Source organism: Nocardiopsis metallicus (genome assembly GCF_014201115.1).
GTDB classification, from domain to species: domain Bacteria; phylum Actinomycetota; class Actinomycetes; order Streptosporangiales; family Streptosporangiaceae; genus Nocardiopsis; species Nocardiopsis metallicus.
The window spans coordinates 5,116,151-5,138,748 of the sequence record NZ_JACHDO010000001.1 but is presented as its reverse complement, the minus strand read 5'-3'; the positions used below and the strand labels follow the sequence as shown (position 1 = coordinate 5,138,748).

The 22,598-nt window shown below is 70.6% G+C and carries 16 protein-coding genes and 1 pseudogene; 13 read left to right on the top strand and 4 right to left on the bottom strand.

What is annotated here, in order from left to right; genetic code table 11:
- Nucleotides 1-34 precede the first annotated feature (34 nt).
- The 3 genes from HNR07_RS22510 (at nt 35) to HNR07_RS22500 (ending at nt 3,001) form a co-directional block, all read left to right on the top strand.
- Entirely contained in the window at nt 35-667 is a 633-nt protein-coding gene (locus HNR07_RS22510; RefSeq protein ID WP_184366673.1) for a YigZ family protein, read from the top strand.
- Between the two features lie 119 nt (nt 668-786).
- Entirely contained in the window at nt 787-2,313 is a 1,527-nt protein-coding gene (locus HNR07_RS22505; protein WP_184366672.1) for a PQQ-binding-like beta-propeller repeat protein, read from the top strand.
- 13 nt (nt 2,314-2,326) lie between these two features.
- Nucleotides 2,327-3,001, top strand: a complete 675-nt coding sequence (locus tag HNR07_RS22500) for a hypothetical protein (protein ID WP_184366671.1) — start codon at nt 2,327-2,329, stop codon at nt 2,999-3,001.
- Here the strand turns inward: HNR07_RS22500 and HNR07_RS22495 are convergent.
- A complete protein-coding gene (locus tag HNR07_RS22495; protein ID WP_184366670.1) occupies nt 2,998-3,660 on the bottom strand; it encodes a hypothetical protein in 663 nt (220 codons plus the stop codon). The two genes, HNR07_RS22500 and HNR07_RS22495, sit on opposite strands and share 4 nt — an antisense overlap.
- 210 nt (nt 3,661-3,870) lie before the next feature.
- Between HNR07_RS22495 and HNR07_RS22490 the strand changes: the two genes are divergently transcribed.
- The gene (locus HNR07_RS22490) at nt 3,871-5,526 is read left to right on the top strand and encodes a serine/threonine-protein kinase (RefSeq protein WP_184366669.1); all 1,656 of its coding nucleotides are present in this window, start codon (nt 3,871-3,873) and stop codon (nt 5,524-5,526) included.
- A gap of 11 nt (nt 5,527-5,537) precedes the next feature.
- Nucleotides 5,538-5,939 carry a spore-associated protein A gene (locus HNR07_RS22485; protein ID WP_184366668.1) on the top strand — a complete coding sequence of 134 codons (402 nt, stop codon included), beginning with the start codon at nt 5,538-5,540 and terminating at the stop codon, nt 5,937-5,939.
- Between the two features lie 374 nt (nt 5,940-6,313).
- Here HNR07_RS22485 and HNR07_RS22480 read toward each other — a convergent pair whose 3' ends face one another.
- Nucleotides 6,314-6,982, bottom strand: coding sequence for a hypothetical protein (locus tag HNR07_RS22480; RefSeq protein WP_184366667.1), 669 nt, complete (start codon nt 6,980-6,982; stop codon nt 6,314-6,316).
- A gap of 212 nt (nt 6,983-7,194) precedes the next feature.
- Between HNR07_RS22480 and HNR07_RS22475 the strand changes: the two genes are divergently transcribed.
- The 7 genes from HNR07_RS22475 (at nt 7,195) to HNR07_RS22445 (ending at nt 17,446) form a co-directional block, all read left to right on the top strand.
- A complete protein-coding gene (locus tag HNR07_RS22475) occupies nt 7,195-9,165 on the top strand; it encodes a methylmalonyl-CoA mutase family protein (protein WP_184366666.1) in 1,971 nt (656 codons plus the stop codon).
- Complete coding sequence (gene scpA / locus HNR07_RS22470; RefSeq protein ID WP_184366665.1) at nt 9,162-11,405, top strand: methylmalonyl-CoA mutase; 2,244 nt, start codon at nt 9,162-9,164, stop codon at nt 11,403-11,405. Before HNR07_RS22475 ends, scpA begins: the two co-directional genes overlap by 4 nt.
- Nucleotides 11,406-11,512: 107 nt before the next feature.
- The gene (gene meaB, locus HNR07_RS22465; RefSeq protein WP_184366664.1) at nt 11,513-12,577 is read left to right on the top strand and encodes a methylmalonyl Co-A mutase-associated GTPase MeaB; all 1,065 of its coding nucleotides are present in this window, start codon (nt 11,513-11,515) and stop codon (nt 12,575-12,577) included.
- 309 nt (nt 12,578-12,886) lie between these two features.
- Nucleotides 12,887-13,258, top strand: a complete 372-nt coding sequence (locus HNR07_RS22460) for an STAS domain-containing protein (protein ID WP_026116664.1) — start codon at nt 12,887-12,889, stop codon at nt 13,256-13,258.
- Between the two features lie 78 nt (nt 13,259-13,336).
- Nucleotides 13,337-14,143, top strand: coding sequence for a hypothetical protein (locus HNR07_RS22455; protein ID WP_184366663.1), 807 nt, complete (start codon nt 13,337-13,339; stop codon nt 14,141-14,143).
- A 226-nt stretch (nt 14,144-14,369) separates the two neighbouring features.
- Nucleotides 14,370-15,353, top strand: a complete 984-nt coding sequence (locus HNR07_RS22450) for a LacI family DNA-binding transcriptional regulator (RefSeq protein WP_184372493.1) — start codon at nt 14,370-14,372, stop codon at nt 15,351-15,353.
- Between the two features lie 125 nt (nt 15,354-15,478).
- Entirely contained in the window at nt 15,479-17,446 is a 1,968-nt protein-coding gene (locus tag HNR07_RS22445) for a glycoside hydrolase family 31 protein (protein WP_184366662.1), read from the top strand.
- Here HNR07_RS22445 and HNR07_RS22440 read toward each other — a convergent pair.
- Nucleotides 17,436-19,505, bottom strand: coding sequence for a beta-galactosidase (locus HNR07_RS22440; RefSeq protein WP_184366661.1), 2,070 nt, complete (start codon nt 19,503-19,505; stop codon nt 17,436-17,438). The two genes, HNR07_RS22445 and HNR07_RS22440, sit on opposite strands and share 11 nt — an antisense overlap.
- Here HNR07_RS22440 and HNR07_RS22435 point away from each other — a divergent pair.
- A pseudogene (locus HNR07_RS22435) lies at nt 19,476-20,273 on the top strand (glycoside hydrolase N-terminal domain-containing protein); the annotation flags it as partial. The gene HNR07_RS22440 and the pseudogene HNR07_RS22435 overlap by 30 nt on opposite strands.
- A 133-nt stretch (nt 20,274-20,406) precedes the next feature.
- On the opposite strand, the gene HNR07_RS22430 reads toward HNR07_RS22435, so the two are convergent.
- Entirely contained in the window at nt 20,407-22,353 is a 1,947-nt protein-coding gene (locus HNR07_RS22430) for a recombinase family protein (RefSeq protein ID WP_246420453.1), read from the bottom strand.
- Nucleotides 22,354-22,598 lie beyond the last annotated feature (245 nt).

Here is a 22,598-nt window from a genome sequence, read left to right as displayed (position 1 = left end):
TGCGGCCCACCACGACCCCTGCTGAACAGGCGACATGCGAACGATCAGACGCGGCGGCGAACACGAGACCGAGATCAGGAAGTCCCGCTTCATCTGCGCCATGGCCAGGGTGGACAGCGAGGAAGCCGCCCGAGCGTTCATCGCCGAGCGGCGCAAGGAACACTGGAGCGCCAACCACAACTGCACCGCCTACGTGCTGGGCGAGGACGGCGGGGTACAGCGCTCCAGCGACGACGGCGAACCCGCCGGGACCGCCGGGGTGCCCATGTTGGAGGTGCTGCGCCACCGGCGGATCACCGACGCCGTCGCCGTGGTCACCCGCTACTTCGGCGGGACCAAGCTCGGCGCCGGCGGCCTCATCCGCGCCTACGGCAACTCCGTGTCCGCCGCGATCGAGGAGTTCGGGCTGCTTGAACGTCGCCGATTGCTCGTGGTGGACGTGTTCGCCGACTACGTCCTGGGCGGGCGCCTGGAGAGCGACCTGCGCGACTCTGCGCTGACCGTCCGGGAGGTCGCCTACGAGGACCGGGTCCGCATCGAGGTGGCGCTGCCCGAGGCCGAGCTGCCCGACTTCGGGATCCGGCTCGCCGAACTGACCGGCGGGAAGGCGGAGTTCGAGGTGAGAGGCGCCACGGTGATCGAGGTGGAACCCGGTCCCGGGCCCTGAGGACTCCGGCGGATGCGTTCACAGGCCCGTAACGAGTGGTCGGCCCTGTGTATCCACTTGACCATCCACCGGCTTAGGATTTGCCGTAAACGTCATCGTTTCGTGGGGAGAGACCGTCAATGGGCAGCTCACGTGTGCCTCAGGCCCTGACCTGTGGCCTGGTGGTGCTGCTGGTGGCGGGGTGCACCGGCGATCCGGAACCGCCCGTTCCCGTGCCGGAACAGGAGCCCCCGCCGATCCCCACCGAGTTCGAGGGCGAGGCGCCCCCCGGCATCGAGGGCGAGGTTCTGCGCCACCTCCACGGTGATGACGCGGACGTCCACGACATCCTCGACGACCCCCTGGGTGTGCGGATCAGCCCTGTGGGCGGTGCCTTCCTGATCAGCTCCGGCGGCGAGGACCGCCACCTGCTGCACGACGCCGCCACCGGTACGGCCCTCTGGGAGGGCGAGGCGCGCTTCCGCGGCTTCGACACCGATTCCGAGGGCGCTCCGGTCCTGCTCATGACGGATGAGGACGACACCCCCTTCGTGCTCGGCGCCGACGGTGAGACCGTGTGGGAGCCGGCCCGGGAGGGCGACCTCTACCTCGACGGGACGGCGGTGCGCCGTCCGGCCGAATGGACCCCCGAGGAGCCCCACGGCGACTTCTCCGTGCTGGACACCGACGGCGACGAGCTGTGGTCCTACACCTTCGAACCGGAGCCCGAGCCCGGAGAAGAGGGCGAGGGGGACACCGAGGAGGAGCCGGCGGACGGCGACGAAGGCGACGGGACCGACGAGGACGCGGAAGTCGAAGAAGAGACCGGTGACGACCCCGAGCACTTCGGTGTTCCCGTGGCGGTCTGGGGCGAGACCGTCCTGCTGGACTCGGGCGACTCGGTCCTGCGCGCTCATTCCCTTGACCCCGAGGAGGCGGGTGAGCACCTGTGGTCGGTGGCCGCCGCCGGCGAGGAACTGGGCCTGAACGGAACCGCGCCGGTACCGGTCCCGCAGGTCCTCGGCGTCTTCACGACCCCGCTGCCCGAGGACGACGGGGCTGAGGACGAGACCGAGGACGGGGGGAACGGCGCGGACGACGCAGCGGACGAGGACGCCTCGCAGGCGGTCCTGCTGCGCTGGGCCCGGCCCGAGGCCCCCTCGGTCCTGTCCGCACACGCTGCCGCCGACGGCGAGCTGCTGTGGACCCTGCCGGAGGCGGGCACCAACCCGGTCTCCCGGCACTTCGACGAGGCCGGTGCCCCTGGTCTGCTCTACGACGGCGACACCGGAACCCTCCTGCTCCCGCAGGCCAGCGGTCAGGCCACCATGGTCGCCGTGGATCTGAGGGAGGGCGAGATCCGCTGGGGCCTGGAGGAGGACGACGGCTCGATCTCCCCGGCCTTCGCCCACGCCGGTCTGGTCTACGGCGACTCGCGCTCCAACGAGGACGGCGACCACCAGCTCGTCCTGGACGCCGAGACCATGGACGTGGTCGGTGACGACCTCTCCGCCTACGTGGAGGCGGTCACCGACACCGGTCACGCCATCCTCGTCCAGGAGCGCCAGCGCTTCGTCTACGGCCCCGCCCCCGAGGACGAGGACCCGGCGGACGGGGACACCGAGGACCCGGAGAGCACCGAGTCCCCCGAGGCCGACGAGAGCTAGAAGGTCGAATCCGTTGCTCGCAGCTTTCCCCCGTGCCGTTTTCCCCCGTGCGTCCCTGCCGATCCTGCTGCTCCTGTCCTTTCTGCTCGTGACCGCGTCCCCGGCGGCGACGGCGGTGGTGACGACCGAGGAGGGCAGGGAGAACCTACGGCTGATCGCCGAGGAGCTGAGGGAGGATCCCGTCCATGTCCAAGAGGACATGCCGGGGGCCGTGGACGAGGAGCTGATCGACCGGATCCGTGCGCACGCCTTGGCCGGGCCCCACGACGTCTACGTGGTGGTGGGGGATGTCCCGGGGGCTCCCACGGTCGTCCGGCACATGGCGGACGCCGGCGAGCTGGCGGGTGTGCACTTCCATCTGAGCTCCGACCTCACCGTCACCGGCTCTGAGGGGGAGGCTACGCGCGCGATCCTCCTTGCCTCGGAGGAGGCCCCCGGCCTGCCTGAGGAGGAGTTCCTCGCCCGGGTGGTGGAGCTCGTCCAGCAGGAGGACTTCGAGGAGACGTATGCGGCCATGCGCGATTTTCGGCCGACTCCCAGTTGGGAGGGGCCCGGCAGGCTGGAGACCCTGGGCGGGGCCGTCCAGGTCCTGTGGTTCGGCGCCGCACTCATGGTGGTTGCCTTCTTCACGGGCGCGTACAGGAAGGTGCGGGAGCGTCTGGAGCACGGCCGGGTGCGACTGCGTTAGCGCCTGAGCCACAGCTGGAATTCGTGCAGGAAGTCCGGTTCCTCCCGGCCGGTCTCACGGTTGTCGACGAAGCGGTGCACTTCCAGAGCGAGCTTCTCCGCCGCATACAGCTCCCGGGTGATGTCCCACCGGTATGAGGCTGCCTTGACCAGCCAGTTGTGGGGCCGAGGCATCTGATTGATCTTCAGGAGGCGTTCCCGGGCCCGGTCCGCGTTCTTCTCCGCTTGGGAGGCCAGTTCACGGATCTGTGCGAGCCGTCCGCGCCGGGCTTCGCTGTCCGCCCACCTCTCTGCACGGTCGGCGAGCTCCGCCACGAGTTCCAGGGTCCGGCTCAGGTGCCGGAAGTCCCGTGCACCCCGGGACAACGATCGCGGGTACTGGGTCAGTGTGACGGGAGCGGTGAACACGGTGACCAGGAGAAAGAGAGCAGCCGCACCCGCGTAGACCAGGATCGCGCTCTGGTCGCTGGTGATCGGGTACTGCCTGGGCCAGTAGTAGGCGGCGCCGGGTGCCAGCCCGATGGAGCAGAGAAACAGGGTGACGGTCCCGACCCACAGCGGCCAGAGCAGCCAGGGCTGGTCGCGGAACCACAGGTACACCCGGGCGCGCGGACTGCGCTCCTTGCGTCCGGGGAGGTCGATCGGGTTCGGGCGTGGCATGGTCGTCCGTTCTCCTGGGGACAGGCATGGCCGGTTCTGGCCAGGTAAGCGTGGTATCGGCGTAGACGTCAGAGTCTGTCATGAGGCTGTGGGGCCTGGCGGGCTAAGATGCAGTGCCCGGTTCGCTTTGGCACAAGGCTCTTCCTCTTGGCGAAAGGCGTCCCGGTTCCCCGGAGCCCCTCCGCCCTCGCCCTCGCATCTGTGAGATCCATGAGTCCTGCCCCCCACGCGCTCCTTCTGCCCGCCACGGCCACTGACCTACTGTCCGTCGATCCCGCCGAGATCGGCCCCCACCGGCTGCTCAAGCGCCTGGGCGCGGGCGGCATGGGTGTCGTGTACGCGGCCCAGGCCCAGGACGGGCCCCTGGTTGCGGTCAAGGTGATCCACCCCGAATTCGCGGCCGATCCCGAGTTCCGCGGCCGGTTCGCCCGTGAGGTCGACATGTTGGCCCGGGTCGGCGGTGCCTGCGCGGTCCCGCTGCTGGCCGCCGACACCGAGGGCGCCCAGCCCTGGCTGGCCACGCCCTTGGTCCGCGGGCTTACCCTCAACGCCTATCTGCGTGAGAACAAGGGTCCGTTGCCCTCAATGCTGCTGCACGGTCTCGCGGTGGGCATCGCCGAGGCCCTCGCACAGATCCACGCCTCCGGGGTGGTCCACCGCGACCTCAAGCCCGCCAACATCGTGGTGTCCCCGGAAGGGCCCCGGGTGCTGGATTTCGGTATCGCGCGCGCCCTCGACCAGACCGCGCTTACCCGGACCGGCTCCGTGCTCGGTTCCTCGGGCTGGATCAGCCCGGCGCACTACCGCGGTGAGCCCATCAGCACCGCCGACGACATCTTCGCGTGGGGTGCCCTGGTCACCTACGCGGCCACCGGCCGTCCTCCGTTCGGCGGTGGTGACCCCGCAGCCGTCGCGCACCGCGTGATGAGCGGCGAACCCGACATGGAGGGATTCGACGGACCCCTCGCTGACCTCGCCCGCCGGGCGCTGTCCAAGGACGCCGACCAGCGGCCCACGGCCATGGCTCTGGTGATCGGCGTGATGCAGCTGATTAACATGGGTCGCTCGATCTCCCCCATCGAGGGGCCCACTGCGGCCGGGACCGCCGTCGCCCAGACCCTCGAGGCCACCTGGCACGGGGTGCGTACTCCGGAGGAGCAGGAGGTCGCGGTGCCCGAGCGGTGCCGCGGGGGCAAGCAGGGCAAGGGCCGCCGGAAGGGGCTCGCGCTCGCCGCGGCCGCCCTGGTGCTGCTCGCCGGAATGGGCGTCGGCGGGGTGGCGGTCGCCAACAACTGGGGCTCCCTGCCGATCACCGCCTGGTTCGGCGCCGACGAGGACGGCGGCGGGGGTGTGGCGGACGGCGAAGTCGCGGCTGGCCCTGACCAGTCCGCCGTCGCGGCCTCCGAGGATCCTTCGGAGGAGCCCTCCGGCGACCCGTCCGAGGAGGACGAGGCCGACGGTGAAGGTTCCGAGGACGGCGACGACGAGGACGGTGCGGACGGCGGTGACAGCGGGCCCACCAGCACGATGGCCACGGTCGGCGCCGGGGTGAGCGCCTCCGGTTCGCGTCCCTCGGGCAACCACGTCGTGGCCTTCCAGCCCGCGAACGGCTCCGGTCGGTACGCCGTGCTCGACGGTGCCACGGTGGTGTGCGCCTGGAGCTTCTGCCAGGGGGAGGGCGGCAGCGTCGGCAACGGCGACGCCGGTTCGGTGTCCTCCAGCCCGGCGGCCCTGGCCGGTTACGTCAACAGCGGCAGCCGCACCATCTCGGCCGAGGTCACCTATACCGAGAGCGGCGGCACCATCACCATCACCCGGATCGTGGAGCACCACAAGACCAGCGGCAGCGGAACCCCGCCCTGGTAGGAGGAGGAGAAGTGTCGAAGTCCCTCACCCGTTGGGTCTCCTGCGGGCTCGCCCTCACCCTGACCGCGCTCCTGGTCAACCCCGCGCCGGCGGCGGCCGCGCCCTACAACGGAGTCTGCGGTGACGGTTACAACGTGGTCAACAGCGCCTCCATCACCGGGGGCACCGTCTACCTCACCTACAACAACTCCAACGGGAGAAACTGTGTGGTGGTCGTCCGCTCCAACGCCGGGGCCGCGATGAACATGGACGCGGTGCTCAAGCGGAGCAGCTCCACTTCCTGGACGCGGGACCCGGGCGACTGGACCATGTACGCCGGTCCGGTCCACCTGGAGGCCGCGGGTCAGTGTGTGGACTGGGGCGGGGTGATCGGCGACGAGTGGGTCGTGCGCAACGGCACCAACTGCGGCTGAGAGGCGTAGAGGCGCAGGTGGCACTCCGTGCTGGAGTGACCACCCAGGCCGGTAGTTCTTCCTGGTTTTCCCACTAATACAAGGAAATCGTCTCTCGCGACGGCAAGTACGTCACCGCGCGCACCAAGCACGCGGACGAGGTCATCCAGGCCTTCCTGGACGGGGGCACGCCCCCGACACCCGCCGGATCCCGTCTCCCATGGGGCGGTCAAGTACAGGCACCTGGACAAGATCGAGCACGAGGAACGCGCCTGACATCCGGTGCCCGAGCCGGGTTAACCGGGCTGCCCGACCTCCGGGGACCGAGACGCCCGCACCCATGGGGCTGTCCCGGGGGAACCGGTTCCCCAGTCCACCTCCCAGGGGCAGTCAGGTCAGACCTGGTAGACGCTGAGCGTGCCCACGTCGCCGATGCTCACGCTGTAGTCGCGGGTGGTGTCGTCGACCAGGGCCTCGCAGCTCGCCACGTCGTCATCGCCCGGCGCGACCAGGATGACCTCGTCCATGTCGCAGCGGACCTGCTCGGTCTCGGCGCGCACGCGCAGGGTGTCCTCCACGATGTCCCGCTGAAGCGGGGCTCCCGAGAGCTCCCAGGTGTAGTTGAGCATGAATCCGCCGCTCTGGACGTTGATCGAGTACTCGAGCTCCTCACCCAGGTAGGTGATGGTGCAGGTGGCGGACTCGCCCTCCTCGCCCTCGATCTCGGGGCAGTCGGCGGTGGCGTCGGGGTCGGCGACCTTGGCGAAGGAGGACACCCGCTCGATGCCGTCCCAACCGAGGATCTCTCCCAGCGGGGCGTCGCTCGCGGGCTCGGGCGGCAGGTCGGCCTCGTCGGCCTCCGGGGCCTGGTCCGGAACGGGCCCCTCCCTGAAGTCCCCGTTGTCGGGCTCCGCCGACTCTTCCTCCTCCTCGACATCCTCGGCCGCGGCGATTTCCTGCTCGGCGGGATTCGGGTCGTCGGTACCGCAGGCGGCGAGGGCGAGGGCTGCTCCGGTGGCGGCCACCCCGAGGGCGAGGCGGTGGCGGCGGGCGGAGATGAGCATAGGGGAACTCCTCGATATCTACTGTGAGGCGATCACCACAGGTATTCGGTTCTTGAAACGGGGATTTTGTGCAGGACCTCACATTCCGGGGCCGGAGTGGTGCGCGGGTAGGAGATGTATCGCCTCTGGTAGGAGCGGTGCCCGGGGGTGATGTGCCCGGCACCACACCCCGGCTGGCCGGGGTCGAACGCCGTTCTCTACCATCTCGGAGTATGGACGTCCCTGAGAGCGGGGCCGCCGGTACCGCGGCCCCCGACCTGGCCGAAGGCTTCCCTGCGGCCACACGTGAGCGGTGGCGCGAACTCGTCGCCGGGGTGCTGCGCAAGAGCGGTGTCGCCGAGGACCGCCTCGCCCACGCCCCCGAGTCCGTGCTGGCCACCCGCGCCTACGACGGCTTCGACATCGAACCCCTCTACACCGGCGAGCCGCCCGCCGCCGACCCCGGCTACCCGGGTCTGGCACCCTTCACCCGCGGCTACCGCCCGGGCGGGGGAGTGGCCGGGGGCTGGGACATCAGGGCCCGGCACACCGACGCCGACCCCGCCCGGCTCCGACGCCGCGTGCACAACGACCTCATGAACGGCGTGAGCTCGCTGTGGGTCGCCGTGGGGGAGACGGGGGTGGCGGTCGACCGGCTCGGTGAAGCCCTGGCCGACGTCTACCTCGACCTGGCCCCCGTGGTGCTCGCCGCACCCGGACCACAGGCCCTGGACGCCGCCACCGCACTGCTCCAGGCGCACGCCGACGCCGACGTCCCCGACGTCCGGGTCATCTCCCACCTGGGCCTGGACCCCCTCAGCACGGCCGCCCTGGCCGGTCAGCGCCCCGACGTGGACGGCACCGCCGGCTTCGCCGCCGAACACGCCGCCCGTTACCCCCGGCTGGGCCTGTTCATCGCCGACGGCACCCTCGTGCACAACGCGGGCGGCTCCGAGGCCCAGGAGATCGGCTCCGCGATCGCCGCCGGAACCGCCTACCTGCGCGCCCTGACCGACGCCGGACTGGACCTGGCCGACGCCGCCCGCCGGATCGAGTTCCGGTTGGCCGCCAACGCCGACCAGTTCTCCGTCATCGCCAAACTCCGCGCCGTCCGCGCCATGTGGAACCAGGTGCTCCAGGCCTGCGGCCTGCCCGCCGAACAGCGCGGCATGAGCCTGCACGCCACCACCTCCGACGCCATGCTCACCCGCCGCGACGCGCACGTGAACATGCTCCGCACCACCGTGGCCTGCTTCGCCGCCGGGGCGGGCGGCGCCGACGCGGTCACCGTCGCACCCTTCGACTCCGCCGTGGGCCTGCCCGACGACTTCGCCCGCCGGATCGCCCGCAACACCCAGTCGCTGCTCATCGAGGAGGCCCACCTGGCCCAGGTCATCGACCCGGCCGGGGGCTCCTTCTACGTCGAGGCCCTCACCCGCGACCTCTACACCGCCGGATGGGCCTTCTTCCAGGAACTGGAACGCGCCGGAGGCATCGCCGCCGCCATCGAGCACGGTGAACTCCGCACCGCCGTGGACCGGCTCTGGGAGCGGCGCCGCCACGACCTGGCCCGCCGCAGCGCCCCGCTCACCGGCATCAGCGAGTTCCCGGACCCGCACGAAGAACCTCTGGTCCGCGAAGCGGACCCGGCCCGCCCGGTCCGGGTACCGGGCGGTTTCCCGGTCCGCCGCTACGCCCAGGACTACGAGGTGCTGCGCGACCGCTCCGATGCCCACACCGCCGGCACCGGACGGCGTCCTACCGCCTTCCTGGCCACCCTCGGCCCGGTCGCCGCACACACCGCCCGCGCCTCCTTCGCCACGAACCTCCTCGCCGCGGGCGGGATCGCGGTCGAGGGCCCGGGCCCGCTGGAGGACGCCCGGGCCGCGGCGGCCGCCTTCACCGCCTCCGGCAGCCGCATCGCGGTGATCTGCTCCTCGGACCAGGTCTACGCCGAACACGCCGAGGCGGTGGCCCGCGCGCTCAGGGGGGTCGGCGCCCGCCGCGTCCTGCTGGCCGGGTCGCCGCGCGACGCCTACCGGGAGGCCGGGGTGGACGCCTTCGCCCACAAGGGCTGCGACGCCGTCGCCCTGCTCACCGATCTGGTCGACGTGATCCTCACCGACCCCCCGACCGCCACTCCCCCGACCGCCACGACGACCGATTCCACCGAGCCCGACTCCACCCAGGGGGAGAGAGCATGATCCCCGACTTCTCCGACGTCGCGCCCCGACCGCCCGCCTTCAGCGGGGACCAGCAGGGCGGTCAGGGCGAGACCGACTGGCAGCGAGCCCTGGAGGAGGCCACCGGCAAGGCCGCCGACGCCCTGGAGTGGGAGACCCCCGAGGGCATCGGGGTCAAGCCGCTCTACACGCCCGCCGACCGCGCGGGGCTGGACTTCGTGGACGGGCTGCCGGGCATCCCGCCCTACCTGCGCGGGCCCTACCCGACCATGTACGTCAACCAGCCCTGGACCATCCGCCAGTACGCGGGCTTCTCCACCGCCCAGGAGTCCAACGCCTTCTACCGCCGCAACCTCGCCGCGGGTCAGAAGGGCCTCTCGGTCGCCTTCGACCTGGCCACCCACCGCGGCTACGACTCCGACCACCCCCGGGTGGCGGGCGACGTGGGCATGGCGGGCGTGGCCATCGACTCCATCTACGACATGCGCCAGCTCTTCGACGGCATCCCGCTGGACAAGATGAGCGTGTCCATGACCATGAACGGCGCGGTACTGCCCGTTCTGGCGCTGTACATCGTCGCCGCCGAGGAACAGGGTGTGTCCCCCGAGAAGCTGTCGGGGACCATCCAGAACGACATCCTCAAGGAGTTCATGGTCCGCAACACCTACATCTATCCGCCGCAGCCGTCGATGCGGATCATCTCCGACATCTTCGCCTACACCTCGCAGCGGATGCCGCGGTTCAACTCCATCTCCATCTCCGGCTACCACATGCAGGAGGCCGGGGCCACGGCCGACCTGGAGCTGGCCTACACCCTGGCCGACGGTGTGGAGTACATCCGCGCAGGTCAAAAGTCCGGACTGGACGTGGACGCGTTCGCGCCCCGGCTGTCGTTCTTCTGGGCGATCGGGATGAACTTCTTCATGGAGGTCGCCAAGCTGCGCGCCGCCCGCCTGCTGTGGGCGCGCCTGGTCAAGGATCTGGGAGCGGCCAAGGACAAGTCGCTGAGCCTGCGCACCCACTCCCAGACCTCCGGCTGGTCGCTGACCGCCCAAGACGTGTTCAACAACGTCGGGCGCACCTGTGTGGAGGCCATGGCCGCGACCCAGGGGCACACCCAGTCGCTGCACACCAACGCCCTGGACGAGGCGCTGGCCCTGCCCACGGACTTCTCCGCGCGCATCGCCCGCAACACCCAGCTGCTGCTGCAGCAGGAGTCCGGCACCACCCGCGTGGTCGACCCCTGGGGCGGCAGCTACTACGTGGAGAGCCTCACCCAGCAGCTGGCCGCCAAGGCGTGGGCGCACATCCAGGAGGTGGAGAAGGCCGGGGGCATGGCCGCCGCGATCGACGCCGGACTGCCCAAGATGCGCATCGAGGAGGCGGCCGCCCGTACCCAGGCGCGCATCGACTCGGGCCGTCAGCCGGTGATCGGCGTCAACAAGTACCGGCCGGACACCCCCGACGAGATCGACGTGCTCAAGGTCGACAACTCCAGGGTCCGCGCCGAGCAGCTGGACAAGCTCCGCCGCCTGCGCGCCGAGCGCGACGGCGACGAGGTGCGCGCCGCCCTGGACGCCCTGACCGAGGCGGCCGGGCGCGAGTCGAAGGCAGACGAGGGCCTGACCGACAACCTGCTGGCCGCCGCCGTGAACGCGGCCCGGGCCAAGGCGACGGTCGGGGAGATCTCCGACGCCATGGAGAAGGTCTTCAACCGCCACTCCGGTCAGATCCGTACGATTGCGGGTGTGTACAAGGACGAGGCGGCCGGGAACGCTGACGCGGCCCACCTGATGGACCGGGTGAGTGCCCGGGTCGACGATTTCGTCGAGGCCGAGGGGCGCCGTCCCCGTGTCCTCGTGGCGAAGATGGGCCAGGACGGTCACGACCGCGGCCAGAAGGTCATCGCCACGGCCTTCGCCGACCTCGGTTTCGACGTGGACGTGGGCCCGCTGTTCCAGACCCCGGCCGAGGTCGCCGCCCAGGCGGTGGAGGCCGACGTGCACGTGGTCGGGGTGTCCTCGCTGGCCGCCGGACACCTGACCCTGGTGCCCGCGTTGCGCGAGGAGCTGGCCGAGCTCGACCGCGAGGACATCATGATCGTGGTGGGCGGGGTCATCCCGCCGGGCGACTTCGAGGAGCTGCGGGAGGCCGGGGCGGCCGCGATCTTCCCGCCCGGCACGGTGATCGCCGAGGCCGCGATCGACCTGCTCGACCAACTGGAGGACCGGCTGGACCCGTCGGCGCCGGAGCAGGGGTAGCAGGGGCGGTACGGGTAGTACGGACAACAGGAGCAGCCGACTCAGCAGGTGTGGTCGGACCAGCAGGTGCGGTCGGAACCGGCAGCCGGTTCCGGCCTGGAAGGGGAGTGACCGTGGCGGTGCGCGGGAGGCGTCCGGTGGACGTGGACGCCCTGACCGAAGGGGTCCTGTCCGGCCACCGGCCGACCCTGGCCAGGGCGATCACCCTGGTGGAGTCGCGCCGCCCGGACCATGCGCGGGCCGCCCAGGAACTCCTGGTGCGCCTGCTCCCGCACACCGGAAAGGCGCAGCGGGTCGGGATCACCGGGGTGCCCGGCGTGGGCAAGTCCACCTTCATCGACGCGCTCGGCACCCGTCTGACCTCCCGGGGGCACCGGGTCGCCGTGCTCGCGGTGGACCCGTCCTCGACCCGCACCGGCGGCAGCATCCTCGGCGACAAGACGCGGATGGCCGACCTCGCGGTGGACCCGAACGCGTTCATCCGGCCCTCGCCCACGGCGGGCACCCTGGGCGGGGTGGCCCGGGCGACCCGGGAGACCATGCTGCTCATGGAGGCGGCCGGGTTCGACGTGGTCCTGGTGGAGACGGTGGGGGTCGGCCAGTCCGAGGTCACCGTCGCCGCGATGGTCGACTGCTTCCTGTTCCTCACGCTGGCCCGCACCGGCGACCAGCTCCAGGGCATCAAGAAGGGTGTACTGGAGTTGGTGGACGTGGTCGCGGTGAACAAGGCCGACGGTCCGCACGCCGACGACGCCCGTAAAGCCGCCCGGGAGCTTTCGCGCGCCCTGCGGCTGCTCCAGCCGGTGCACCCCGAGTGGCGGCCTCCGGTACTGACGTGCAGCGGCCTGACCGGTGACGGGCTGGACGAGGTGTGGGAGACCGTGCTCGAGCACCGCCGGGTGCTGGAAGGCGACGGCGCCCTCGCCGGGCGGCGCAGTTCCCAGGGGGTGAGCTGGATGTGGGACCAGGTCCGTGACCAGCTCATGGACACGTTCCTGCGGGACCGCGGTGTGGCCGGACTCATTCCGAGGATGGAGTCGCAGGTGCGTTCGGGTGAGACCACGGCCACTCTGGCGGCGCGTACCCTGTTGGAGTCCTTCACCCAGAGTGATGGAGTTCAGAACGGGCGGACACCACGTGACCGGGCGGAAGACGACGGTGCGGACACCTGAGGCACAACGGACCGCACCGGGGTTCATGTCGTGAAATAATCTACGGTAAACGGGTGATTCCGACCTGGCCAGAGGGGGTTCTCGCCCATGAGGCGAAAATTTCTTGCCTGATGGCATTCCCGTGGGGGCGGTTCGCTTATACCGTGTGTGTCCAACGACTTACCAGACCGCTCGGGCGCGCAAGTGTCGCCCCTCACCGGACCGGCTCTGTGGGAGTGGAACCGGGCCCGGTAGTCGTTCCCGGTCGGGCTGCGTATGGTTAAGCGAGGGACCCCTCACCATCTGAACGTGGGGCCGGGAGGAGTGAACGTGCACAGGCTTGGGCTGAGCACGCGGTTCGAGAGCCGCAGCGTCATCGTCGCGATCGAGGGAGAACTCGACATCGCGACCGCCGCCGACCTCCAGGAACACATCAGGGCCGCGATCGACGACCACGGTCCGTGGCTGATCCTGGACCTGTCCGCCCTGGAGTTCATGGACTCCAGCGGGTTGAACGTCATCATCAGCGCCTATCGGACCATCCGTGAACGGAATGGTTCGCTGTCACTGGCGCACCTGAACGAGCGCGTTACCAAGATCGTCCGTATGGTCGGTCTGCACCGTCAGGTTCCGGTCCACCAGACCGTCGCCACCGCCGTCGCGGCGATGGAGGCTCTGGAGGCAAAACGCCAGGCTGGCTGACCGCCATCCGAAGCGTCCCCTCCCGGGTCCGGCGAGCCCTCTCCCGGGACCACGACAGCCACGGACGTCCCTGACCCCGTGCCCGTCCCAGGCGCGGTCCGAACTCTGCCCGGGGCGCGGCCCGCCGGGGCGGGCCGTCCGAAGGGGTCCACACCGCAGATCTTCCTGTGGACAACCGGATACGGAACGCCCGTTTCGGTAATAATCGGGGGCATCAACACACAGAGTTCCACCCCCGGGCCCTCCCACCGCCTCGCCGATGCCCTGATCCGCATCCAGATCCGCTTCCAGAACGATCCCCGTCACGCGGCCCGCGTGGCGGGGGCGGCCTTCGGCCTGCTCTTCCTTCTGGCGCTCGTCCTCGGCTTCTTCTTCTCCTTCGACGACCAGCCCCCGTACCTGCTGGTCGCCCTCGCGTTCCTCGGTGCCGCCCTGGGAGCACCGCTCTTCGCGGTCACTCTCCTCGCCTTCCTGAACCGTTCGGTGGGCGGGCGCGTGATCCCCGCCGAGACCGATCCCGCCGACGTGCGCGCCGCCAGGAGAGCACTCCGCGCGGGCGAGCCCTCCGGCAGGCCCGAGGTGGACCGGATCGCCAGAGTCCTGGCCTCCCAGGCCCGCAGACACGAGATGCCGCTGTGGATGTTCGGGGCTCTCTTCACCCTCGTCGCTCTGTCGAACCTGGTCAACGCCGGGGCCCAGTACGGGGTGCACGGCGGCTGGCACTGGACGGCTGTCTTCGGACTGGTGGCGGGGGTGTTGATGCTGGTGGGTGTGGCTGTGGGCCTCCCCCTGGAGGCCCGGCGCCGACGCCGGACCCGCGCCTTCGCGGCGGCCTTCACCGCCAGAGGCGAGGAAGGCAGAGCGAAGGGCCCCGAGAGACCCTGAGCGCCGTGCTCGCGGCCGTCCGCCGCGGGGCACGCTCGAAGGGGACGTCCGTCCCAGTACACGGGGTCCCCGTGCGGGCGGATCACGGTCCCGGGACGCCCTCCGCCGGGGGCGGTACGCTCGGCAGAGCAGTTCACCCGGGTATCCCGCCGACGGGGCATTGCGCCCGGGTAGGCGGGTGCGTAACATTCCATCGAATCGATTCGACGACGGACGGGGCAGTGCGGTGCGGATCTCCGATGTGGCCCGGCACGCCGGGGTCTCACCGAGCACGGTCTCCTACGTTCTGAGCGGGAAGCGGTCGATCTCGGAGTCGACCACGCGCCGGGTCCGGGAGAGCATCGAAGCCCTCGGGTACCAGCCCCACGCCGGAGCGCGTTCCCTCGCCAGCCGCCGGACCAACGTCATCGCCCTGGTCGTCCCCCTGCGCGACGACGTCCACGTCCCCGTCGCCATGCGCTTCGCGGTCTCCGTCGTCACCGCCGCCCGCACCCATGACCACGACGTCCTCCTGCTCACCCAGGGCGAGGGCCCCGACGGCCTGCGCAGGGTCGCGGGCAGCGCCATGGTGGACGGCGTCATCGTGATGGACGTGGAGGCCGACGACGCGCGAGTGCCGGTCCTGCGCTCCCTCGACCTGCCTTCCGTGCTCATCGGGGTTCCCGAGGACACCGCTGGCCTGACCTGTATAGACCTCGATTTCGCCGCCGCGGGCGCGCTGTGCGTGGACCACCTGGCCGACCGGGGCCACACCGACATCGCCTTCGTCGGCCAGCCGCCGTCGGTCTACCAGCGGCGCACCGGCTTCGCCGAGCGGACCCTCACCGGGTTCGAGTCGGCAGCCGCCCGCCGGGGCGTCCGCGCCACCCCGCACCCCTGCTCGCCCGACACCGCCGACGAGGTCGCCGGTGCCCTGCTGCGCGATCGGCCCGGTCTCACCGGGCTCATCGTGCACAACGAACCCTCCGTGGGTCCGCTGCTGGAGGCCTTCACCGAACACGGCCGCACCGCGCCGGACCTGTCGACCGTCGTCATCGGCCCGGCCCCGGCCGGGCTGCCGAAACTGACCTCCGTGGACCTGCCGGCCGAGGAGCTCGGCGGCCGAGCCGTCGGCCTGCTCATGGACAAGATCGACGGCCTCGGAGAACCGGGGACCACCCTGCTGGAGCCCGGGCTCACCGACCGGGGCAGTACCGCGCGCCGGGCCTGAGAGGCCCGGCGGCTCCGCCCCGCCCCCCTGCCACCCACCCCCGTCATCCGCACCTTCCCAGCCCGCACCAGGTTCATTGTCGAAGCGCTTCGACACCTCTGTAACCCCGTACAGGAAGGATCCACGTGTTCAACGAGATCGAGGACGGATTCGAGTGGCGCGGCAGCCACCAGGTACTGCGCGCCCAGGCCTGGGGGACCGACGGCATCCGTGTTCGCGCCGCCCTGTCCAACCTCCGCGAGGACCTGCCCGGGGCGCTGGGCGAACGCCCCCCGGGGTCGGCCCGGGTCAGCCTCGGCGACACCGCCGTCCTGGTCAGCGGCTCCCTCACCCTGGAGGTGAGCGCGGACGGCATGCTCCGCTTCACCCGGGCAGGCGAGGAGCTGCTGGCCGAGGAGCGCGCCCACTTCTGGTGGCCCGGTCCCCGCGTCTACACCTCCACCGGCAACGGCTACTACCGGATCGAACAGCGCTTCAGAGCCTACGAGGGCGAGCGGATCCACGGCCTGGGCCAGCACACCCACGGACTCTTCGACCAGAAGGGCGCGGTCATCGACCTCGTCCAGCGCAACGCCGAGGTCACCATCCCCTTCCTGGTCTCCTCGCGCGGCTACGGCATGCTCTGGAACAGCCCCGCCACGGGCAGGGTCGAACTGGCCGACAACGGGACACGCTGGGTGAGCGACAGCTCCCGGCAGATCGACTACTGGGTCACCACGGGTGAGGGCCCCGCCGACATCATGGCCCGTTACGCGGAGGCCACCGGGCATCCGCCGATGCTGCCGGAGTTCGCTTCCGGCTTCTGGCAGTCCAAGCTTCGCTACCGCACCCAGGACGAGCTCATGGCGGTGGCCCGCGAGTACCGGCGTCGCGGGCTTCCGCTGTCGGTGATCGTCAGCGACTTCTTCCACTGGACCCACCTGGGCGACTGGAAGTTCGACCCGCAGGAGTGGCCCGACCCCGAGGCCATGGTGGACGAGCTCCGCGAGATGGGGGTGGAACTGATGGTCTCCGTGTGGCCCTCGGTGAGCCCGCTGAGCGAGAACCACGCCGAAATGCTGGCCGGCGGCTATCTCGTGGCCACCGAACAGGGTCCGCCCGTGCACGCCGACTGGGCCGACAAGGGGGTGGACTCCCAGGTGCAGGTGTCGTTCTACGACCCCACCAACCCCGCCGCCCGGGAGTACCTGTGGGAGCGGATCCGCCGCAACTACCACTCCCTGGGGATCCGGGTCTGGTGGCTCGACGCCTGCGAACCCGAGCTGAAGCCCGGCCATCCGGAGAACCTGCGCTACCACGCGGGCCCCGGTACCGAGGTGGGCAACATCTACCCGCTCGAACACGCGCGCGCCTTCCACGAGGGCATGACGGCGGTGGGCGAGGAACAGGTGATCACCCTGTGCCGCTCGGCCTGGGCGGGCAGCCAGCGCCACGGCGCGGCCCTGTGGTCGGGCGACATCGCCCCCACCTTCGACTCCCTGCGGACCCAGGTCCGAGCCGGACTCAACGTCGCCATGTCCGGCATCCCCTGGTGGACGACGGACATCGGCGGCTTCCACGGCGGCGACCAGGAGTCGCCCGAGTACCGGGAACTGCTGGTCCGCTGGTTCCAGTACGGGGTCTTCTGCCCGCTGTTCCGTCTGCACGGGTACCGGGAGCCGTTCTCGCACGACCTCTACCCGGAGATGTCCGGCGGCCCCAACGAGGTGTGGTCCTACGGGGAGGAGGTCTACGAACTCGTGAGCGGGCTGCTCTTCCTGCGCGAGAGGCTCCGCCCCTACGTGATGGAGCAGATGCGCCTCGCCCACGAAAGGGGGCTACCGCCGATGCGCCCGGTGTTCGTCGACTTCCCCGAGGACCCGAGGGCCTGGCAGGAGGGCGACCAGTTCCTGTTCGGCCCGGACGTGCTGGTCGCCCCGGTGACCGAATACGGGGCGCGGACCAGGGACGTCTACCTTCCGGCGGGCGAGTCCTGGACCGACCCGTGGACGGGGAGCGTCCACCCGGGCGGCACGGTGGTCACGATCGACGCCCCGCTGGACCGGGTCCCCGTGCTGCTGCGGGAGGGGGCCGACCTCCCGATCACGGGCTGAGCCGACCGTGCAGGACCGCGACCCCGCCGCCGCGAACGGTCATGCCCTCGGCCGCCGTGTCCGTCAACAGGTCCACGGCGCCGGGGGCGAGCCCCAGCGAGGCGGGGTCGGCCCGGTAGGGGGTTTCGGTGTGGTTGAGCACGAAGACCCAGACGAGGTTGCCTTCGGTGCGCCGCACCACCTCGACCCCCGCGCCTGGCTCCCCCGCGTCCGGTCCCCCCGCGGGACCGGGCGCGGGCCGCAGGTCACCGGCGGTGGCCTGCGGCCCGGAGCCCTGCGGCCCGACCCCGGCGAGCAGGGCGCCCAGCGCCGCGTCGTCCAACCGGACGGACAGGTACCAGGCGGTCCCCGAGCCCCGGCGGTTGCGGGTCAGGACGGGTTCCCCCGAGAAGGGACCGGACCGGTGGACGGCCACCGCCTCCGCCCCGGTCAGCCGGACCGCCCCGGTCAGCCGGACCGCCTCGGTCCAGCCGCGGACCGGGCCGAGGCCGGTGTCGAACTGCTCCGTGTCCGGGGCGGGGCGCAGCTCCTCCACCCGGACGCCGAGCAGCTCGCGCAGCGCACCCGGGTAGCCGCCGGTCCGCACGGTGCCCCGGGGGTCGGCGATGCCGCTGAACGGGGTCACCACGAGGGTGCCGCCACCCTCCACGTATTCCGTCAGGTGCTCGCTCGCCTGGTCGGACATCAGGTAGAGCGAGGGCACGACCAGCAGCGGCACCCGGGGCAGCGGCCGGTCGGGGCGGACGAAGTCCGCGGTGCGGCCCGCCCGCCACAGCACCCGGTGGACCTGCCGTACCGCTTCCAGGTAGTCGAGGCCCGAGTCGGGCAGGGAGGCGGCCCCCATCGCCCACCAGGACTCCGGGTCCCAGGTGATCGCCGCGTCGGCCCGGACCGGGGCGTCGGCGACCCCGCGGATCCGAGGCAGCGCGGCGCCGAGTTCGCACACCTCTCGGAAGACCCGCGAGTCGGGCCCGGCGTGCGGCACCATCCCCGAGTACCACTGCTCGGACCCGCCCCGGGAGGCCCGCCACTGGAAGAACATGGCGCCCCGGGAGCCCCGCGCCACGTGGGACAGGCTGTGCCGCATGATTTCCCCGGGTGCCTTGGCGACGGTCCGCCCGGGTGTGTACACGACCCCCGCGGCCTGCTCCGCCAGCAGCCAGGGGCGGCCGCCGCCGGGCACGCGCGCGGCGTAGGAACGGGCGAGGTCGGCGGCGAAGGCGGTCTGGGCCGCTGCCCCGGCACCCGGTGCGGACGGGTAGTCGTCCACGGCCACCAGATCCACGTGTTCGGCCCACTTCCACGGGTCGACGGGGACCCAGTCGCCGAAGGCCCAGTTGGTGGTGACCGGCACGGCCGGGCTCGCCGCCTTGAGCACCGAGCGCTGCGCCAGGTAGTGGTCGAGCATCGCGTCGGACAGGAACCGCCGGAAGTCCAGGACGTGGGCCGGGTTGGCCAGGTACTGGGTCGCGCGCGGGGTCTGGACGTGTTCCCAGTCGGAGTAGTGCTGGCTCCAGAACGCGGTCGTCCAGGCCTCGTTCAGGGCCGCCAGGTCCCCGTGCCGCCTGCGGAGCCACTGCCGGAACGCACGGTCGGCGTGGGCGGAGTGCGACCAGGTGCCGTACTCGTTGTGCACGTGCCACAGCCGCAGCGCCGGATGCGCGGAGTACCTCTCGGCGAGGGCGCGGACGATCCGCTCACAGGCCGCCCGGTAGGCGGGCGCGGTCACGTCGTAGGTGTCCCGGCTGCCGTGGGTGAGGCGTACGCCTTGGTCGGTGACCGGCACGGCGTCGGGGTGGGCCGCCCCGAACCACGGCGGCGGGGACGCTGTCGGAGTGGCCAGGCAGACACCCACTCCGGCCTCGTCGAGCCGGTCCAGTTCGCGGTCCAGCCAACCGAAGTCGAACTCCCCCTCGCGGGGCTCCAGCAGCGCCCAGGAGAAGACCCCGACCGTCACCAGGTTCACCCCGGCCCGGCGCATCAGCTCGGTGTCCTGGACGCGCACGTCCTCGGGCCACTGCTCGGGGTTGTGGTCTCCGCCGAACCACAGGACGGACATGGCACACGCTCCCTCGAATCCACCGACACGACTCGCCAAGGATGCCCCTTGAAACCAGCAGGCGACAGCCCCCCGAACCGAACCGTCCGCACCCGTCATCCCGTCCAGGACTGGGAGGACGCGCTGATCAGCGGAAACGGGCGCCAAGGGGTGCTCGTGCACTCGGATCCGGAGCAGATCCGGCTCACCCTCTCCCACGAACGCCTCTTCCTGCCGGCCCGGGATCCGCTGCCCGCACCGCGCACGGCCCCGATCCTGCCCGAACTGCGGGCGCTCCTGAGCGGAGGGCGGGCCCGGGACGCGGCCGAGCGGATCACCGCGCTGGCGGAGGGAGAGGGGTATGAGGGCACCCACTGGATCGACCCCCTGGTCGGGGCCGCACGGGTCGCCTTCACCCCTTCCCGCCCGGTGGCAGGTCCGGTCACGAGGTCCTGTGACCTGAACACGGGGGTGGTTACCGAGGAGCTGCCGGACGGCACCTCCCATCGGGTGTTCGTCTCCCGCGCCGACGACGCCGTGGTCTGCGAACTCATCCGGTCGTCAGGGCTGGAGGGGACGCTCTCCCTGGGGGTGCTTCCCGGGAGCCCGCCCGTGCCGCTGCTGGTCCGGACGGGTACCGGGCCCGGCCGATTGTCGCTCACCGTGGCCTTTCCGGGCCGTCCGGAGGGCGCGACGGCCGGATACTCGGTGGCCTGCGGGGTCACCCCGGAAGGCGGGACGGTCCGCGTCGACGGGGACCGGCTCCGCCTTCGCGGGGTCCGGCGGCTCGCCCTGCTGTTCCGGACACGGGTGGCGGAGCCGGGTGCCGAACGGCCGCCCGCGCCCGGGCCCCTCCCCGAAGCGGGCACGGGTGCGCTGTGGGAACGGCACCGGCCCGTGCACACCGGACTCATGGACCGGTTCAGGATGCGCTTGGGCGGCGGCTCCGGTCCCGAGCGTGTCGCCCGCCTGGTGGACGCCGGTCGGTACGCCGTCGTCTCCGCCACCGGTGACCTCCCGCCCACCCTCCAGGGGGCACTTCGCAGATGGGAACACTCTTCGAGGGTTCCCATCTCTTCATTTCTGATCCTTCTCCGGGGTCGGCGACCCGTTGGGCCGCTCGGACCGACTCGTCCAGGCTCTCCGCCGCGAGGGTGACCCTGATGTGCACGTGGTTGGCCCACTTGTCATAGGTCAGTTCCAGGCGGAAGGCTTCGAACAGCCGTCTCAGTACCTCTTCCGGCACCTTGTCCAACTCCACTGCTTGGACGGGGATCGCGTCCAACATCTCGGGGGCCACTCGGACCGGGGGTCGCTCGCGGAGTTCCCTGAGTTGTCGGTCGATCTCCTCCTTCTCAGTGTAGAGACGCTCTGCCCGTTCTCTGATGTCCCCTGCCAACCGTGATGCCGGGTCGTCCACGAACTCCAACTGCCCGAGAAGCCTGTCCCGGCGCTCGTTCAGTTCCTCTTGCCGACGCTCCAGAGACGAGACGGCCTGTTCGTGCTCGCGGAGGGCGGCGGTATCCGCGTCCGGTATCGCCGCGAACAGGGCTCGGCTGCGTGCGGGACTGAACACGCGGTCTGTGAAGAAGCCCAGAACCGCTTCCATGAGGTAGGCCTCGCGCACCCACACACTCTTGGGGTGGGATGCTTCACACTTTCCCTTCGGGGGTTGACAAGCGAAGTATCCGACTTCCCTCCGAGTCTTGCCGAACATGCGACGCCCGCATAGAGCACATCGAACATAGGAGCGAAGTCGGTAGGAGCGCGCCGCTTGGGGGTGAGCTTGGTTGATGCCGCTCCTCTGCCGGGACCGGACACGATGGCCCGCGATCTTCTGCGCCGCAATAAAGGTGTCGACGGACACCAGGGGCTCATGGGTCGGCTGGCTGGACCACACCCACTCCTCCGGCGGCTTGAGACGGCCACCGGCCTTGGTCCCCCGGCGGTTCCAGACCATGAAGCCGCAGTACTTCGGATTGGTGAGCACACCGCGGACCGAGCCGCCCGTCCACTTCCCCACCGCACGACGGGGATCCACAGGCCTCGGGGGAGGAAAGCGATCCGGTTGGAGGTTGAGCACATCGGCGATGGCCTCATACCCCAGCCTCCTGTGCACCCGGAGCTCGAAGATCCAGGTGACGGTCGGTCCTCGGAGCGGGTCGGGGGTGAGCCGGTGCTTGGTGGCCCCTTCGGCGCGTTTGGCGGGAACCGGATGAGGAACTTTTAGAGGCATGTAGCCATACGGGGGCGAGCCGACATTGAAGCCCTGTTCTGTGTGGGTTTCGAACCCGCCCCAGGACTTCTCCAGGAGTTCGAGGACATACCACTCGGCCACCCCCTGCTTGACTCTGCGCGTCAGGATCTGGGTGGCCTTCTTCCCGTTCTCCATGATGGGCTCATCTGAAGCGAGCAGGAGGACGCCGAGTTGTTCCAAGCGGTGTTCGATCTGGCTGCTGATGTAGGAGCGCCGGGCAAGGCGCTCTATGGATTCACAGATCACCGCATCGAATCGTCGATCTTCTCGGGCCGCTTCTTCGAGCAGGTCTTGAATTCCCCCGTCTCGGGGGACCGGGATGGACATGGCCTCGTGTGCCTTGCCACGGCCCCGGTCCTTCAGGTCCATGCGGCCCGACTCGACGTCGTAGAAGTGGGCGACGATCATGCCGCGCGGGGGCAGGCTGGCGCGGGAGTTGGCCAGCTGGCGAGGGATCGACAGGGTGGCGTCCTGCTTGTCATCGGTGGAGGTGCGACCGGCGAAAGCCACCCTGAGCGCACCTCCCTTCAGCCCCGCGCGGAATCGTCTGGTGGTGCTGGTGAAGACTTCCGGGGGGATCGGGGGGACCGCCCCCTGTTGTGCAGTACCCATTCCAAGACTTCCTTGATGGACAATGCCTGCTCCCTCAGCAGCCCGCTGTCTTCGAGGGGTGAGAACTCAAAGGTCACGGACAAGCCGGGACCCCGTGAGGCGCTGAAGGGTTGGTCCGCTTCAGGATATTTCACGTTGCCTTCGCCCACACCATTCGCGACTCCGCTTTCCTTGCCAGTCGGCGTTTCGGTCTGATCATCGAATCCGCTCGAATCAGCCGACACAGCCCCACCTCCCATCGGTAC

Excerpts from the sequence above, each read along its gene's own strand:
- HNR07_RS22510 (WP_184366673.1), top strand. The coding sequence starts at position 35 with ATGCGAACGATCAGACGCGGCGGCGAACACGAGACCGAGATCAGGAAG.
- HNR07_RS22505 (WP_184366672.1), top strand. The coding sequence starts at position 787 with ATGGGCAGCTCACGTGTGCCTCAGGCCCTGACCTGTGGCCTGGTGGTG.
- HNR07_RS22495 (WP_184366670.1), bottom strand. The coding sequence starts at position 3,660 with ATGCCACGCCCGAACCCGATCGACCTCCCCGGACGCAAGGAGCGCAGT.
- HNR07_RS22490 (WP_184366669.1), top strand. The coding sequence starts at position 3,871 with ATGAGTCCTGCCCCCCACGCGCTCCTTCTGCCCGCCACGGCCACTGAC.
- HNR07_RS22480 (WP_184366667.1), bottom strand. The coding sequence starts at position 6,982 with ATGCTCATCTCCGCCCGCCGCCACCGCCTCGCCCTCGGGGTGGCCGCC.
- HNR07_RS22475 (WP_184366666.1), top strand. The coding sequence starts at position 7,195 with ATGGACGTCCCTGAGAGCGGGGCCGCCGGTACCGCGGCCCCCGACCTG.
- scpA (WP_184366665.1), top strand. The coding sequence starts at position 9,162 with ATGATCCCCGACTTCTCCGACGTCGCGCCCCGACCGCCCGCCTTCAGC.
- HNR07_RS22440 (WP_184366661.1), bottom strand. The coding sequence starts at position 19,505 with ATGTCCGTCCTGTGGTTCGGCGGAGACCACAACCCCGAGCAGTGGCCC.
- HNR07_RS22430 (WP_246420453.1), bottom strand. The coding sequence starts at position 22,353 with ATGGGTACTGCACAACAGGGGGCGGTCCCCCCGATCCCCCCGGAAGTC.